The organism is Stenotrophomonas sp. ZAC14D2_NAIMI4_7, from assembly GCF_003086675.1.
In the GTDB taxonomy this organism is placed as follows: Bacteria; Pseudomonadota; Gammaproteobacteria; order Xanthomonadales; family Xanthomonadaceae; genus Stenotrophomonas.
In genome coordinates this window covers 993,283-1,009,028 of sequence record NZ_CP025995.1, presented here as the reverse complement: position 1 = coordinate 1,009,028, position 15,746 = coordinate 993,283, and the positions used below count along the sequence as shown (strand labels likewise).

Sequence of the window (15,746 nt, the reverse complement as noted above, 5' to 3'; positions counted from 1 at the left end):
ATCCCTCTCCGCAGGAAAGGGCTCTGACCCCACCGGACAGAGCGTGCCGACCAAGGTCGGCACCTACCGGGCTGATGGCGTGCTGACCCCACCGGACAGAGCGTGCCGACCAAGGTCGGCACCTACCGGGACTGATGGCGTGCCGACCAAGGCCGGCACCTACCGGCTTACTTCTTCTTTTTCTGCTTGCCCTTCGGTTCGTCCTTGCTGGCCACCACCACCGGCCTGGCGGCGGCGTCCTGCGCGTTGCCCTTGGCCACGCGGATGCCGTTGGCCTTCATCCAGGCGTCGAACTGGTCGGCGGTCATCTTCTGGTCGCCGTTGCTCATCATGAAGCGGTAGCTGCCGCGGCCATCCAGTTCCGGGGTCTTTACCTCCACCACCGGCGCCTCGGCCGGGGTTTCGGCCTTGGCCACCTTCTTGTGGCCGCTGCAGGCGGTCAGCACGGCCAGCGGCAACAGCAGGCCGGCGCAGCGCAGGGTTCGGTTGAGGGTCGGGTACATGGGCACACTCCGTTCAAGTAAATCGAAAACCAGGCGCCCCCTACGCCTGGAACGGTGGCTGGCCGCGGCCAGCCGTGGGCCGGACTTCAGCCCGGTGCAGCAGCCACAAGCTGCTGCTGGTCGCTGACCTGCAGCTCCCGCCATTGCCCCTTGCCGAGATCGCCAAGCACCAGCCCGCCGATCGCGACCCGGACCAGGCGCAGCACCTGCAGGTCGAAGGCCGCCAACAGGCGACGGATATGGCGGTTGCGGCCCTCCTCGAGCACCACCTCCAGCCACGCGGTCTTGTCGCCGCTGCGCAGGACGCGCACGGCGCGGGCCACCAGGAACTCGCCCTCGTCTTCAATACCGGCCTGCAGCGCCGCCAGGGTGGCGTCGTCGGGCAGGCGATCGGTCTGCACGTGATAGGTCTTGTCCGGCCCGGTCTGCGGATCGGTCAGGCGCGCGGCCCATTGCGGGTCGTTGCTGAACAGCAGCAGCCCTTCACTGGCCTTGTCCAGGCGCCCCACCGGGGCGACCCAGGGCAGGCCGGCGCCGTCGAAACAGCGGTACACCGTGTCGCGCCCACGCTCGTCCTGGGCGGTGGTCACCACCCCGCGCGGCTTGTTCAGCATCAGGTACAGGCGCTGCGGCGGCGCCAACGGCTGGCCATCCACCTCGATCGGCGGTGCCGGGCTGGCAATCGGGAATTCGGGGTCACGCACGATGCGCCCGGACACGCGCACGCGGCCTTCGGCAATCCAGCGCGCGGCTTCGGTACGCGAGCAGATGCCCGCCTTTGACAACACGCGGGCCAGGCCATGGCGCACACCGGCCGATGCCGCAGTGGCATTCGCACGCCCACGCGGTGCGTGGGCGCGGGCGGCGGGGGTGGCAGGCGGGCGGCGCGTGCGCAAGCCTCTGCTCCCCGCGCGGCTTACTTCTTCTCGCCCGGCTTGGTTTCAGCCGGTGCTTCGGTGGCGGGCGCCGGCGCCGCGGCCGGTGCCGGGCGTGCCTTCACCACGCGCACGCCGCGCGCCTTCATCCAGGCGTCGAACTCTTCGGCGGTCATGCGCTTGCCGTTCTGGCTCATGTCAAAGCGCCACGGCGTGTTGTCGAACTCGGTCTGCGGCTTGTACGCGGCCGGGTCGTTCGGCTTCACCGCCGGCGCACTCGGAATGGCCTTGGCGATGTTCTGGCAGCCATCGATGCGCAGGCGCTGCAGCACTTGGTCCAGCGACTGCGACGGATCGTAGCTGCTGCCCAGCACGCCGGCGGACATGCCCAGCTGGCTGCCGCGGATGTACAGCTCGTCAGCCACCGGCGCGATGGCGGTGGCCGGCAGAGGCAGCGGCGACGCGCTGGTGTTGACCGAGCAATCAACCGCGGCGTGGGCAGCGGGAACCAGGGCCAGCGCCAGAACGGCGGCCGATGCAGAGCGCAACATGAGGGGCATCCACGAAAGGAAGTGACGCGGCGAGTTTAGCAATGCCGGCACAGCTTTCAAGCGGAACCTTCAATGAATACGGCAACCTGTTGGTTTTCTGGAAAAAAACCGATGGACGGTTGTCTTTTGCGCGGTACCCGCGCATTCCCTGGCTCCACAAACAACAAGACCCGGCCGAAGCCGGGTCCTGCTGTGTCTTACTGGCAGAGCGTCAGAACTTAGTTCTGGACGTTCAGCTCGGTACGACGGTTCTTGGCGCGACCTTCCGGGTTGTCCGAACCATCCGGGTTGGTGTTCGGGGCAATCGGACGGCTCTCGCCGTAGCCGATCGGGCCCTGCAGACGCGAAGCGTCCACACCGTTCTGGGTCAGGTAGTTGTACACCGCGGTGGCGCGACGCTCGGACAGCTTCTGGTTGTAAGCGTCGGTACCCTTCGAGTCGGTGTGACCGGCCACTTCAACGCGCAGATCCGGGTAACGCTTCAGGATTTCCGAAGCTTCCGACAGGATGGCCACAGCGTCCGGACGCAGGTTCGACTTGTCGAAGTCGAAGTTCACGCCCTTCAGGTCGATCGAGACCGGCACCGGGCAACCGTCCGGACCGATGGTCTGACCCGGCTGCGAGTTCGGGCACTTGTCGTCGCAGTTGTTGACGCCGTCACCGTCGTCGTCCAGGTCGGCGCAGCTCGGGGCAACCGGAGCCGGAGCCGGGGCAGCTGCCACCGGGGCCGGGCCCAGCGGAATCACGACGCCGACCGAAGCCAGCACGTCGCCGAACCAGCTTTCGTCACGAGCGGCAACGCTCTGGTCGTCGAAATCAGCGCGGTAGGCCACTTCGGCGCGGACAGCAACGCGCTTTTCGAAGGTGGTCTGCAGGCCGACGCCCAGCTTGGCCGACAGGTTGCCGTCCTTGCGCTCACGCGGACCGTTGTTGTCCAGGGCAGCGTACTCTTCCTCGGACTTCTGGTAGCCCAGGCCACCGACGATGTACGGGTTCCAGCCGCGGCCTTCCTGGATGAAGTGGCGACGCAGGTCGAACGACACGCCGTACTGCGACCAGTTCAGATCCTGGTTGGCGTCGAAGTTCGGGTTCTGGTAGTTCAGCTCACCGTCCAGCGACCAGTTCGGGCTGATGAACTTGCCCAGACCCAGGGTGACGAACGGGGCGTCATTGGTCAGACGGTCGCTGTCCTGGAAGTTGAAGCCAGCCGAACCGGTCAGGTACCAGCGGTCATCGAACTCCTGCGCCGACGCAGCCTGGGCGAAAGCCAGACCGCCCAGCAGCGCGGCAGTAAGGATCTTCTTGTTCATTGAGTACAGCTCCTATTTCGGGGGTATGAAACCGGTAGAGGCATGGGCCAGCACTACTGCGTCGATGTTCAGACAGCCGATTCAGCACGCCACCGCCGCGAACATTATGCTCAGGCGGGTGAAGGTCATGTTAACAGTCCCGTAACATGTGAAGCGTCGTACCCGACCAGCCACCGGTCCGACGTTGAAACCCTATACAGGATCATGAAAATCCGCAATACCCCCGTGGCACAAGGGTTTGAAGGGCATTAAGGACACAATGTGACAACTGCGGAAAAGGGAAACTCGCGACGATTCAGCGCGCGCCCATCGAGGTGAGGAACCTTATGATGAACGCGCGAACCGAGCCGGAGTCATGATGAAAGCCGTCGCCCTGTGTCGTGAATCTCTGCCTGCGCTGCAGGATGTGCAGTTGCCTCCGCCCCTGCCTCCGCGGGGGCGCGATCTGCTGGTGCGGGTACAGGCAATCTCGGTCAACCCCGTCGATGGCAAACAGCGCGCGGCCACCACCGAGGCCATGCTCGACCGGCCCCGCGTACTCGGCTGGGATGCGGCCGGGGTGGTGGAGGCGATCGGTGAAGAGGCCAGCCTGTTTGCTTCCGGCGACGAGGTCTATTACGCCGGCGACGTGACCCGCCCGGGCTGCAACGCGCAGTATCAATGGGTGGATGAACGGCTGGTGGCGCGCAAGCCCACCACGCTGGATTTCGCCGAAGCTGCCGCCCTGCCGTTGACCACGCTTACTGCGTGGGAGCTGTTGTTCCAGCGCATGCCGTTGCAGCTGGACGGGCGCCGCCATGCCGGGCAACGCCTGCTGGTGATCGGCGGCGCCGGCGGTGTGGGCTCGATGGCGATCCAGTTGGCCCAGCACGCCGGTTTCGAGGTTGTTGCGACAGCTTCGCGCGAAGCGTCCGTGGACTGGTGCCGACGGATGGGCGCGGCCCATGTGATCGACCACCACCAGCCCCTGCTGCCGCAGTTGCAGGCGCTGGGCGTGGACAGCGTGCAGGTGGCCCTGAACCTGGCCGACACCGACCACTACTGGGACGAACTGGGACAGATCGTGGCGCCGCAAGGCCACGTCGGGCTGATTGTCGAGCCGCGCGGGCCGCTGCGCATCGGCGATCCCTACAAGGCCAAGTGCATCGGCATCCACTGGGAATTCATGTTCGCACGCGCGCGTTTCCAGACCGCCGACCAGATTGAACAGCACCGCATCCTCAACCGTGCGGCCAGCATGATCGACGCCGGCCAGCTGCGCGGCACCCTGAGCGAAGTGGTGGGCAGCATCAACGCCGCCAACCTGCAGGCAGCGCATGAGCGCCTGGCCAGCGGGCGCACGATCGGCAAGCTGGCGCTGGCCGGCTGGGAATGACGGCCCGGTAGAGTCGAGCGTGCCCGACTGTTGTCTCGCGAAGTCGAGCAAGCCCGACTTTACCGGCCTTGTCAGTCGAGCAAGCTTTACTCTGCTGCCGGCTGTGCGCGCGGATTGACCCGCATCTGTATCTATTGCAGCGCGGAAATCGGGATTACGGTGGCAACAGTTGTCCTCCCCCATTCCCGAGTCCTCCATGCCTACCGCCCTGCCCCTGCGCCTGCTGCAGTTGATCACCGGCCTGTTCCTGTACGGCTTCGGTGCGGCCCTGATGATCCGCGCCGGCATCGGCGTCGCCCCATGGGATGTGCTGTCGCAGGGCATCGCCGCGCAGACGCCGCTGTCGTTCGGCCTGGCCACCAACGCCATCGGCGCGCTGGTGCTGCTGCTGTGGTGGCCGCTGCGGCAGAAGCCCGGCGCCGGCACCGTGCTGAACGTGCTGCTGATCGGTCCCTCGGCGCAGATTGGCCTGTGGCTGCTGCCACCGGCCACCGCGCTGGGCTGGCAGGTGGCGTTGTTTACCGGCGGCCTGCTGCTGGTCGCCCTGGCCACCGGCCTGTACATCGGCGCGCGCCTGGGCCCCGGCCCACGCGACGGCCTGATGACCGGCCTGCACGCCCGTACCGGTTGGCCGATCTGGAAGGTGCGCAGCCTGATCGAAGGCAGCGTGCTGCTGCTGGGGTGGTGGCTGGGCGGCGATGTCGGCTTGGGCACGCTGGCCTTCGCCGTGTTGATCGGGCCGTTGTGCGGCATCACCCTGGGCTGGTTCGGCATCGGCCGCGCCCCGGCGGCGGGCGCCGCACCCCGCCCGGCGAGCGCGCAGCGCGGCGTGGGGTGATCGGTCGCGGCCGGGGCGCCCCTTGCCCCGGCCGCCGTTTCACGGCACGCTTCGCGCTTCCGTACGCAAGCGTATCGACATGTCGCCAGCCAACGAAACCGCCTATCCGAACCTGTTCGCCCCGCTGGACCTGGGCTTCACCCAGCTGCGCAACCGGGTCCTGATGGGCTCGATGCACACCGGCCTGGAAGACCGCGCCCGTGATTTCCCGCGCCTGGCCGCCTACTTCGCCGAGCGCGCCGAGGGCGGCGTGGGCCTGATCGTCACCGGCGGTTTCGCACCCAACGTGGTCGGCTGGCTGAAGCCGTTCGGCGGCAAGCTGTCCTGGCCCTGGGAAGTACGCCCGCACCGCCAGCTCACCGCCGCCGCCCACCAGCACGGCGCGAAGATCTGCCTGCAGCTGCTGCATGCCGGTCGCTATGCCTACCACCCGCTGTCGGTGGCGCCGTCGAAGCTGAAGGCGCCGATCAATCCGTTCACCCCGCGTGCGTTGTCGGCCAGCGGCGTCGAACGCCATATCGCCGACTACGCGCGCAGTGCGAAGCTGGCCCGCGAGGCCGGCTACGACGGCGTGGAGGTGATGGGTTCGGAGGGCTACCTCATCAACGAATTCATCGCCCCACGCACCAACAAACGCACCGATGCCTGGGGCGGTGACGCGCGCCAGCGCATGCGCTTCGCGGTCGAGATCGTACGCCGCATCCGCGAGGCGTGCGGCCCGGATTTCATCATCATCTACCGCCTGTCGCTGGTGGACCTGGTGGACAACGGCAGCAACTGGGAAGAGATCGTGCAGCAGGCCCAGGCCATCGAGGCCGCCGGCGCGACGATCATCAATTCCGGCATCGGCTGGCATGAAGCGCGCATTCCCACCATCGCCACGTCGGTGCCGCGCGCGGCGTTCGCCGGGGTCACCGCCAAGCTGAAGCCGCACGTGAAGGTGCCGCTGGTGGCGACCAACCGCATCAACATGCCCGATGTTGCCGAGCGCATCCTGGCCAGTGGCGGCGCCGACATGGTGTCGCTGGCACGCCCGCTGCTGGCCGACCCGCAATGGACGAACAAGGCCCGTGCCGGCCGCCCCGAGGCCATCAACACCTGCATCGCCTGCAACCAGGCCTGCCTGGACCACGTGTTCGAGAACAAGCTGGCCAGTTGCCTGGTGAACCCGCGCGCCGCGCACGAAACCGAGCTGGTCTACCGCCCAACCACCGCACCGAAGAAGATCGCCGTGGTCGGCGCCGGCCCGGCCGGGCTGGCCTGCGCCACGGTCGCCGCCGAGCGTGGGCACCAGGTCACCCTGTTCGATGCCGGCGATGAGATCGGCGGCCAGTTCAACGTGGCCAAGCGCATTCCCGGCAAGGAAGAATTCCACGAGACCCTGCGCTACTTCCGCAACAAGCTGGCCGAAACAGGAGTGGACGTACGCCTGGGCACCCACGTCGATGCCACGTCCCTGACCGGTTTCGACCACGTGGTGCTGGCCACCGGCATCGTGCCGCGCCGGGTCGATTTCCCCGGTGCCGACCACCCCAAGGTGGTGAACTATCTGGACGTGCTGCTGGGCCGGGTGCAGGTGGGTGCCAGTGCGGCGATCATCGGCGCCGGCGGTATCGGCTTCGACGTGGGCGAATTCCTCAGCCATGACGGCCCCTCCCCCGCGCTGGACCCGCAGCGCTGGATGGCCGAGTGGGGCGTGGACGCCCGCTTCGAGGCGCGCGGCGCCTTGGCCACGCCCGCGGTGGAAGCCTCGCCGCGGCGGCTGTGGCTGCTGCAGCGCAGCCCCGGCAAGCCCGGTGCCCGCCTGGGCAAGACCACCGGCTGGATCCACCGCGCCACGCTGAAGGCCAAGGGCGTGCGCATGCTCGGTGGCGTGGAGTATCTGGGCGTGGACGATGCCGGCCTGCGCATCCGCGTGGACGGCAGCGAACAACTGCTGCCGGTGGACCACGTGGTGATCTGCGCCGGGCAGGAACCGCAGCGTGCGCTGCAGGCCGAACTGGAAGCTGCGGGCATCACCGCGCAGCTGATCGGCGGTGCCGATGTGGCAGCCGAACTGGATGCAAAACGTGCAATCAACCAGGGCAGCCGGGTCGCCGCCGCGCTCTGATCTGCAGATGAATGGGGGCGCCAATGTGATTTCCGTCACCGCCCCCGAAGCTGAATGTCAAGCCGGACGATTCAGGAAGCGTTCGGTAACAGCCCCCTACCTTGCGCCATCTTTCCGCTCACCAGCCAGTTTCCGGTGAGCCGGTGCGGTCCTCCCTGATCGGTTCGTGATCAACGTTTTGGAGGCCGCCCACGGGGCGGCCCCGATGGCCGCCTCCCCATCACGCCAAGTCGTACCCAGCCCCCGGCCGCCCCCCGCAGCCGGAACCGCGAGGTGCGGCCCATACGGAGCAAGGAGTCATATGAAACTGGCCTGGATTCTCTGGCTGTCGCAGTTGTTGCCGCAGCCTGCGGCTGATTCGCTGTGTTTGAGCACCACCGTTTATCTGGAAGCCCGCGACCAGACCCTGCGCGGCCAGCAGGCCGTGGCCGAAGTGGCCCTGCGCCGCCTGGACAGCGGGCTGTGGGGCGATTCGATGTGTCAGGTGGTCACCGCGCGCAAGCAGTTCGCGCCCACCCTGGTATCGCCCGGCACCCAGCTGGGCAATGACGCCGCCTGGAGCGAAGCCATGAACGTGGCCTTCGATGCCGAGCGCAACTGGGCGCTGCCGGCCGGCGAACGCCGCGAGATCGTGCCCGGCGCCAGCCATTTCGCCGCACTGGCCATTGCCAGCCCGAACTGGCGCAACGCCTACCAGGTGGCCACCATCGGCGATCACACCTTCTACAAGGTGCAGAACCTCAAGCCTCGCCAGTCGTAACGATCTGTTGCCGGCGGCAGCGTTGCCGCCGCTGCCGGGGCTCTGGGATAGTGGGTGTTTCCACCACGCCCTACCCTGGAGTTCCCATGAAGCTGTACAGCAAGCCCGGTGCCTGCTCCACCGCCGACCACATCGCCCTGCAGTGGACCGGCCAGCCGTTCGACGTCGAGCTGCTGAACAAGGACACCCTGAAGGGTCCGGAATTCCTGAAGATCAATCCGGCGGGCGCCGTACCGGCGCTGGTCGATGGCGACTTCGTGCTGGTGCAGAACGCGGCCATCATGGGCTACATCGCCGACAGCTTCCCGCAGGCCGGCCTGGGCGGCGATGGCAGCCCGCGCCAGCGCGCTGAAGCGGCCCGTTGGCTGTCCTTCGTCAATTCCGACGTGCACCCGGCGTTCTCGCCGCTGTTCGCACCGGGCAAGTTCATTGCCGACGAAGGCCAGTACGACGCGGTCCGTGCCGCGGCCCACAAGCGCCTGCGCGGGCTGTTCGAAACCGCCGACAAGCAGCTGGCCGACAAGCCGTGGCTGGCCGGTTTCCGCAGTTTCGCCGACCCCTACTTCTACATCACCCTGCGCTGGGCAGCCGGCACCAAGGTGGACCTGTCCGGCCTGGACAACCTGGCCGCCTACAAGGCGCGCATGGACGCCGACGCCGGCGTGCAGGCCGTGCTGAAGGCCGAAGGCCTGGCCTGATGCCAGTGCGGGGTCAGAGCCGTCCGCCGCGCGAACGGATCTGACCCCGGGGTCGGATCCGCCTGCGCAGCAGACGGCTCCGACCCCATGGGCTTCACCGGTACGCTCAGCCGATCTCGCGGATGACGTTGCCCTTGCCGTCGCGCAGCTGGGTCGGCACCACCTCGACCTGCAGCGCCGCATCCAGTGGGTACACCCCGCGCTGCGCCGGAAGCGCCGCAGCCGCCTGCAGGCCGGCTTCGTCCAGCACCCAGTACGCGCTGTCATCGCCGACCCCGCTGGCGGCCTCTGCCCCGCCCGGGGCGAACGTCCACTGCCGTTCACCGCTGACCAGTTCCAGCGGCTTGCCGTGGCGCAGGCGAAGACCCAGCAGTTCGGCAACGCTGTGCACCTGGCCCGCGCCGAGTACCAGCGTGGTCACGCCGTCCTGCTGGCGCCAGTGCAGCGTCTCGACGAACAGCATGCCGGTGGTCGACCCTTCGCGCTGGCTGCCTTCCTGCACCTGCGCGGCCAGCGCCGGATCATCCAGCAGGTTGCCGCGGTGCAGATCGCTGATCCACAGCGGCATCGCCGGCTGCAGCACCTGCAGCACGCCGCGGGTCGACCAGCGCTTGATCGCCTCCATTTCCTCGTCGGTCAAGCCGACCAGCTGCAGGAACTGCAGGTGACCGTTGGCGGTGTCGCGCGGCGGCAGCTGCGGGTCGGCCACGAAGGCCAGGTGGCACAGGCGGGTGTCGGTCTCCAGCGCGATCGGGCCGTTGGCATTCAGATGGTGGCCATCCTCGAACACGTTGCCGCTGCCGAACACATAGCGCGCCAGGTTCTGCAGCAGGTTCATCGGCCACACCGGCGGGGTGCTGCCGGCGCTTTCACCGGCACTGGCGGCCAGGCGGAAGGTCAGCTCGAACCCATAGCCACTGACCTGCGCATCGCTGCTTTCCTTGGCATACAGCTCGGAAAAGCCGTAGGTGACGTAGTGCCAATGCGGTTGCGGCGCATCGGCCCAGTACACGCTGATGCCATCCAGCGGATCCTGGCCGCCCAGCGTATAGGGCAGTGCCGTGCCGTAATGCTGCGGCGTCTGCCCGGCATACAGCGGCGCCAGGGCCGCATTGATCGCATCCCAGCCGGGGGTATCGGTGTCGTCGATGTCGTCCTGCACGTGGCGCTTCCAGTGGAAAGAACAGGCCACTGTACGCCTTGCGTCAGCCGGGCACGACCCCGGCGACGGTGGTGGCCAGGCGCGCCTGGGTTTCCTGCCACCAGCGCTGGGCCAGTGCCGGACTGCGCGCACTGCCCACGGCCGCAAGCAGTTCCGGGCACAGCCGCTCCAGTGCCAGCGCATCCTTGCAGCGCTCGATCTTCAGCTGCAGGAAGTAGCCCTTCAGGCCCAGATGGCGGCGCACCGCCTCGCTCATTGCGTCATACAGCTGCTGGTAAAGCGCTGGATCCTGTTCGCGCCCACTGCTGATTCCGCGCGCGGGCACCGCGTCGGCGGCACCGCCGACCACCTCGATCAGGCCCATCGCACTGAGCTGCTGCAGCGCATCCACTGGCGCACGCAGGCCGTCGAACAGTGCCTGCAGTTCAGTGTCGTTGCGTTGCCCGTCGACCATCAGCAGAAGCGAACGCAGCGCCGCCGGCAGGCGCCGGCCGCGGTCTTCGATTTCCTGGCGGCCAGCGGCCGTCTTGCCATGCAGCAATGCCATGCATCCCCCTTGCCTGGTGCGCCGTGACTGCGCGCCCTGCGGGGCGCGCTCCCCAAGGCCGAGCTTAGCGCATGTTCCGCCGGAGGTCTGGTAGCGCCAGGCCATGCCTGGCGGCTTTTCCATCCGCTTCGCACGCCGGGCATGGCCCGGCGCTACCGAAGCCGTCAGCGCCCCAGCGCGCGGCGGATCTCTTCCAAGGCGCCCGGATCGTCCAGGGTGGACAGATCGCCCGGATCGCGCTGTTCGGCCAGCGCCTGCAGCGAGCGCCGCAGCAACTTGCCCGAGCGGGTCTTGGGCAGCGCATTGACCACGTGGATGTGCGCCGGCCGCGCCACCGCACCCAGTGAGGCGGTAACGGCGGCCATCATCTCGGCCACCACCGGCGCCGGATCATCGCCCTGCAAGCCCTGCTTCAAGGTCACGAACACCAGCGGCACCTGCCCCTTCAGCTCGTCCTTCACCCCGATCACCGCCGCCTCGGCCACGCGCGGGTGACCAGAAATGGCTTCCTCGATCTCACGCGTGCCCAGCCGGTGGCCGGCCACGTTGATCACATCGTCGGTGCGGCCGAGGATGAAGGTGTAGCCATCGTCATCGCGGATCGCCCAGTCCAGCGAGCTGTACAGCAGTTCCTTGAAATGGCTGAAGTAGCTCTGCATGAAGCGTGCATCGTCGTTCCACACCGTGCTCATGCAGCCCGGCGGCAGCGGCGGGGTAACGACCAGTACGCCCTTCTGCCCAGCCGCAACTTCCTCGCCAGTGTTCTCGTCGATCACCTTCATGCGGTAACCGAGGTTGGGGAAGCCCGGCGAGCCGAAGCGCACCGGCTTCATGTCCAGCCCCGGCAGCAGGGTCAGCGCCGGCCAACCGGTTTCGGTCTGCCAGTAGTTGTCGATGATCGGCTTGCCCAGCGCATCGTTGATCCAGTGCGCGGTAGGCTCATCCAACGGCTCGCCGGCCAGGAACAGATATTTCAGGGCATCCAGGTCATGGCGGTGGATGAAGTCGGCATCGTGTTTCTTCAATACGCGGATCGCCGTGGGCGAGGAGAACATCGTGCGCACGCCGTACTGCTCGCACAGCGCCCACCAGATGCCCGGGTCCGGGTTGGTCGGCAGCCCTTCGTACAGCAGTGATGTGCAGCCACCGATCAGCGGGCCATACACGTTGTAGGAATGGCCCACGGCCCAGCCCACGTCCGAGGTGGAGAACATCACCTGGCCCGGACGGCAGTCGAACACCGTTTCCATCGACTGCGCCATGGCCACCGCATAGCCGCCTACATCGCGCTGCACGCCCTTGGGCTTGCCGGTGGTGCCAGAGGTGTAGAGCAGATAACTGGGTTCACTGGACTCAAGCCAGGTGACCGGCACATCCACTTCGCCCACCTGCGCGCGCAGTTCGGCGTAGTCCACATCGCGCCCCGGCACGCGCGGTCCGGCAGCATCCAGCCCGCGCGAGACGATCAGCACATGCGGCGGCGGATTGGCCGCCTCGGCACAGGCAGCATCGACCATGCCCTTGTACGGAATGACTTTGCCACCGCGCATGCCGGCGTCGGCGGCGATCAGCAGTCTGGGCCTGGCATCGTCGATGCGCAGTGCCAGGTTGTGCGCGGCAAAGCCACCGAACACCACCGAATGCACGGCGCCGATGCGCGCGCAGGCCAGCATGGCGAACACGGCTTCGGCCATGTTGGGCATGTAGATGACCACGCGATCGCCGTGGCCGACACCTAGGCGCTGCAGCACCGCGGCGAAGTCATTCACTTCGCGGTACAGCTGGCGATAGGTGATTTCGCGGGTGACGTTGGTTTCGGTGGAGACCGCCACCAGCGCGAGCTGGTCGGCGCGATCGACGAGGTGGCGGTCGACGGCGTTGTAGCAGAGGTTGGTTTCGCCGCCGACATACCAGCGGCGGAACGGCGGGTTGCTGTAGTCCAGCACCTGCTTCGGCGGCACATGCCAGTAGATGCGCTTGGCTTCCTCGCCCCAGAACGCCTCCGGCTCGTCGATCGAGCGGCGGTAGGTTTCCTCGTAGTTCATGACGCAGCCCTCCCAGACAAAGTCATGGGTTCGAGCATAGTGCCGGGCTGGCGGCCGGGCCGCCCTACCTTGGTAGGGGGTGGGTGTGGTCTGCAGGGCTTGCAGCCCTGCACCTGCCGAAGCAAGAGCAAAGGCCTGCACCCCGCCTTCGACAGTTTCCTGCGATCTGTCGGAATGGCGTTCTGCTCTGGTAGGTGTCGACCTTGGTCGACACGAATGAATTCATTCGATATCTGACCGATGTGTCGACCAAGGTCGACACCTACCAACAGCCGCGTGAACCTGTCAGAGGCGGGGCGGTGTGGGCTTGCAGGACCGCAGGCGCCATGGATGGCGCCTACGAGCCTACATGGACGTACTTGCGGCGTGTCCTGCAAGCCCACACCGCCTCGCCATCCCACGGAATGCGCGCTGCTGCTGTTGCTGTTGCCCCAAAGCAGGTGCAGGGCTGCAAGCCCTGCCGCCCTCTCCCCCCTAGAACGGCGCCGCGGACTCGAACGCCAGCGCAGCACCGGTTACCGGATGCGTGAACGCCAACGCGCACGCATGCAGATGCACCCGCTGCGCCGGCGCGGCGCCGTACAGCACGTCACCGACGATGGGATGGCCAAGACTGGCCATGTGCAGGCGCAACTGATGGCTGCGGCCGGTCACCGGCTCCAGCGCCACGCGCGTAGTGCCCGCCTCCACATCGCGCGCCAAGACCTGCCAACGCGTCAGCGCCGGCTTGCCGCGCGCATGGTCGACCATCTGCTTCGGCCGGTTCGGCCAATCCACGATCAACGGCAGGTCCACTTCACCGGCATCGTCGGCCAGCAGGCCCTGCAGCACGGCCTCGTAACGCTTGCCCACCTGCCGTTGCTCGAACTGCATCGACAACGCCGCCTGCATCGCCTTGCCGCGCGCATGCAGCAGCAGGCCGGACGTCACCTGGTCCAGCCGGTGCACCGTCAGTGCATCCGGGCATACCGCCTGCAGGCGTGTGACCACGCAGTCCTGGTTTTCCTCGCTGCGGCCCGGCACGGACAGCAGGCCGGCCGGCTTCTCGGCCAGCAGCAGCGCGTCATCGATGTAATGCAGGTGGATCATCGGTGTCCGTCGTCGTTCAAACGAAAACGGGGAAGCCGAAGCTTCCCCGTTTTCTGCATACCGGCCGAGGCCCGTATCAGCCCAGCAGGTGGGCCACGCCGGAGCGCTCTTCTTCCAGCTCGGCCAGGGTCTTGTCGATGTACTTCTGGCTGAAGTCGTCGATCGGCAGATCCTTCACCAGGGTGTACTTGCCGTTTTCGGTGGTCACGGCGAAGCCGAAGATCACGCCTTCCGGAATGCCGTAGGAACCGTCGGACGGCACGCCCATGGTGACCCACTTGCCGTTGCTGCCCAGCACCCAGTCACGCACGTGGTCGATGGCGGCGTTGGCAGCCGAAGCGGCCGAGGACGAACCACGGGCTTCGATGATGGCCGCGCCGCGCTTGCCCACGGTCGGGATGAAGGTGTTGGCGTTCCATTCCTGGTCGTTGATCGCATCGGCGATGGACGCACCATCGGCGGTGGCGAAACGGTAGTCCGGGTACATGGTCGGGCTGTGGTTGCCCCACACCACCAGCTTTTCCATGCCGCCAACCGGCTTGCCGAGCTTGTTCGACAGCTGGCTCAGCGCGCGGTTGTGGTCCAGGCGCAGCATGGCGGTGAAGTTTTCCGGCTTCAGGTCCGGGGCCGACTTCATGGCGATGTAGGCGTTGGTGTTGGCCGGGTTGCCGACCACCAGCACCTTCACGTCACGGCTGGCGACCTTGTTCAGCGCCGCGCCCTGGGCGGTGAAGATCTTGGCGTTTTCCAGCAGCAGGTCCTTGCGCTCCATGCCCGGGCCGCGCGGACGCGCGCCGACCAGCAGGGCGATGTCGGCGTCCTTGAACGCCACTTCGGCGTCGTCGGTGCCGACCATGCCGGCCAGCAGCGGGAAGGCGCAGTCTTCCAGTTCCATCATCACGCCCTTCAGGGCGGCCTGGGCCTTGTCCACCGGCAGTTCCAGCAACTGCAGGATGACCGGCTGGTCCTTGCCCAGCATTTCGCCGGAGGCGATGCGGAACAGCAGGGCGTAGCCGATCTGGCCGGCAGCGCCGGTCACGGCAACACGAACGGGTGCTTTCATGGGGGTTTCCTCTTGCTTGCAAGCGTTGGATAGGACGCCGCGGGCGTGGCCACGCAGGCCTGGCGGGCGGCGGGGAACGTGGAAACGGCCACCCGTGGGTGGCCGTTTCAAAGGGGAATCAGGCGGCGAGGATCTTGTTCCACTCGGCCACGCGATCAGCCTTGGCGGCCAGCGCGGCGTCGACATCGCCTTCCAGGGTGATCGAATGGATCACGTCGCCCTGCTTGACCGAATCCACGATGGCCTGGCCTTCCAGCACCTTGCCGAACACGGTGTGGCGGCCGTCCAGCCAATCGGTCTTGATGTGGGTGATGAAGAACTGGCTGCCGTTGGTGTTCGGGCCGGCATTGGCCATCGACAGCGAACCGACCTCGTGCTTCACGCCGTTGTTGGTTTCGTCTTCGAACTTGTAGCCCGGGCCGCCGGTGCCGCGACCCTGCGGGCAGCCGCCCTGGATCATGAAGTCGGCGATCACGCGGTGGAAGATCAGGCCGTCATAGAAGCCCTGCTTGACCAGGTTCACGAAGTTGGCCACGGTCAGCGGCGCCTTGTCGGCGAACAGCTCGACCTTGATCGGGCCCTGGGTGGTGTCGAAAGTGGCGATGAGGGACATGAAGATCCTTGATGCAGAGGGGAACGCGTCTAGCCACCTAGTTTACACCCGCCCCGTGGCGCTGGCGGCTTCGACCATCGGCGCAGCCCCCGGCCCCCGTTCAGGCCCCAGCTGAATGGGGCTCGGGCGGTCCTGCAACATGGGTTTTCGCCAAGCGTCAAGTTAGACGTATAATGTTGGACTTCTTTTTCCAAATCCGGCGCCGAC

The 15,746-nt window shown here is 67.0% G+C and carries 15 protein-coding genes; 5 read left to right on the top strand and 10 right to left on the bottom strand.

The genetic code is table 11. The annotated features are described in order from the left end of the window. Nucleotides 1–167: 167 nt before the first annotated feature. The 4 genes from C1922_RS04555 to C1922_RS04540 form a co-directional block, all read right to left on the bottom strand. Nucleotides 168–503, bottom strand: coding sequence for a hypothetical protein (locus C1922_RS04555; RefSeq protein WP_108748683.1), 336 nt, complete (start codon nucleotides 501–503; stop codon nucleotides 168–170). A gap of 86 nt (nucleotides 504–589) precedes the next feature. Then, nucleotides 590–1,399, bottom strand: a complete 810-nt coding sequence (locus tag C1922_RS04550; protein ID WP_199912225.1) for a pseudouridine synthase — start codon at nucleotides 1,397–1,399, stop codon at nucleotides 590–592. Between the two features lie 20 nt (nucleotides 1,400–1,419). After that, on the bottom strand, nucleotides 1,420–1,929 hold the full coding sequence (locus tag C1922_RS04545; RefSeq protein ID WP_108748682.1) for a hypothetical protein: 510 nt from the start codon (nucleotides 1,927–1,929) through the stop codon (nucleotides 1,420–1,422). 218 nt (nucleotides 1,930–2,147) lie between these two features. Continuing rightward, nucleotides 2,148–3,239 carry an OmpA family protein gene (locus C1922_RS04540; RefSeq protein ID WP_108748681.1) on the bottom strand — a complete coding sequence of 364 codons (1,092 nt, stop codon included), beginning with the start codon at nucleotides 3,237–3,239 and terminating at the stop codon, nucleotides 2,148–2,150. 358 nt (nucleotides 3,240–3,597) lie between these two features. Between C1922_RS04540 and C1922_RS04535 the strand changes: the two genes are divergently transcribed. The 5 genes from C1922_RS04535 to C1922_RS04515 all read left to right on the top strand — a co-directional run bounded on the left by C1922_RS04535 (nucleotide 3,598) and on the right by C1922_RS04515 (nucleotide 9,020). Beyond that, nucleotides 3,598–4,614 (top strand): zinc-binding alcohol dehydrogenase family protein, encoded by a 1,017-nt coding sequence (locus C1922_RS04535; protein WP_108751482.1) that lies wholly within the window; start codon nucleotides 3,598–3,600, stop codon nucleotides 4,612–4,614. A 196-nt stretch (nucleotides 4,615–4,810) separates the two neighbouring features. After that, nucleotides 4,811–5,452 (top strand): hypothetical protein, encoded by a 642-nt coding sequence (locus tag C1922_RS04530; RefSeq protein ID WP_108748680.1) that lies wholly within the window; start codon nucleotides 4,811–4,813, stop codon nucleotides 5,450–5,452. A 79-nt stretch (nucleotides 5,453–5,531) separates the two neighbouring features. Further along, a complete protein-coding gene (locus C1922_RS04525; RefSeq protein ID WP_108748679.1) occupies nucleotides 5,532–7,562 on the top strand; it encodes an NADPH-dependent 2,4-dienoyl-CoA reductase in 2,031 nt (676 codons plus the stop codon). Nucleotides 7,563–7,863: 301 nt separating this feature from the next. Beyond that, nucleotides 7,864–8,322: a cell wall hydrolase gene (locus tag C1922_RS04520; RefSeq protein ID WP_108748678.1), complete on the top strand. Its 459-nt coding sequence runs from the start codon at nucleotides 7,864–7,866 to the stop codon at nucleotides 8,320–8,322. A gap of 86 nt (nucleotides 8,323–8,408) precedes the next feature. After that, nucleotides 8,409–9,020, top strand: a complete 612-nt coding sequence (locus C1922_RS04515) for a glutathione S-transferase N-terminal domain-containing protein (RefSeq protein ID WP_108748677.1) — start codon at nucleotides 8,409–8,411, stop codon at nucleotides 9,018–9,020. A 106-nt stretch (nucleotides 9,021–9,126) separates the two neighbouring features. On the opposite strand, the gene C1922_RS04510 is transcribed toward C1922_RS04515, so the two are convergent. The 6 genes from C1922_RS04510 to C1922_RS04485 form a co-directional block, all read right to left on the bottom strand. After that, nucleotides 9,127–10,182: a suppressor of fused domain protein gene (locus C1922_RS04510; protein WP_108748676.1), complete on the bottom strand. Its 1,056-nt coding sequence runs from the start codon at nucleotides 10,180–10,182 to the stop codon at nucleotides 9,127–9,129. Nucleotides 10,183–10,225: 43 nt separating this feature from the next. Continuing rightward, nucleotides 10,226–10,729, bottom strand: a complete 504-nt coding sequence (locus tag C1922_RS04505; RefSeq protein WP_108748675.1) for a hypothetical protein — start codon at nucleotides 10,727–10,729, stop codon at nucleotides 10,226–10,228. Between the two features lie 164 nt (nucleotides 10,730–10,893). Next, nucleotides 10,894–12,774: a propionate--CoA ligase gene (prpE, locus tag C1922_RS04500; protein WP_108748674.1), complete on the bottom strand. Its 1,881-nt coding sequence runs from the start codon at nucleotides 12,772–12,774 to the stop codon at nucleotides 10,894–10,896. A gap of 474 nt (nucleotides 12,775–13,248) precedes the next feature. Continuing rightward, a complete protein-coding gene (locus C1922_RS04495; RefSeq protein ID WP_108748673.1) occupies nucleotides 13,249–13,863 on the bottom strand; it encodes an RluA family pseudouridine synthase in 615 nt (204 codons plus the stop codon). 76 nt (nucleotides 13,864–13,939) lie between these two features. After that, complete coding sequence (locus C1922_RS04490; protein ID WP_108748672.1) at nucleotides 13,940–14,926, bottom strand: malate dehydrogenase; 987 nt, start codon at nucleotides 14,924–14,926, stop codon at nucleotides 13,940–13,942. Between the two features lie 118 nt (nucleotides 14,927–15,044). After that, nucleotides 15,045–15,539: a peptidylprolyl isomerase gene (locus tag C1922_RS04485; protein ID WP_108748671.1), complete on the bottom strand. Its 495-nt coding sequence runs from the start codon at nucleotides 15,537–15,539 to the stop codon at nucleotides 15,045–15,047. Nucleotides 15,540–15,746 lie beyond the last annotated feature (207 nt).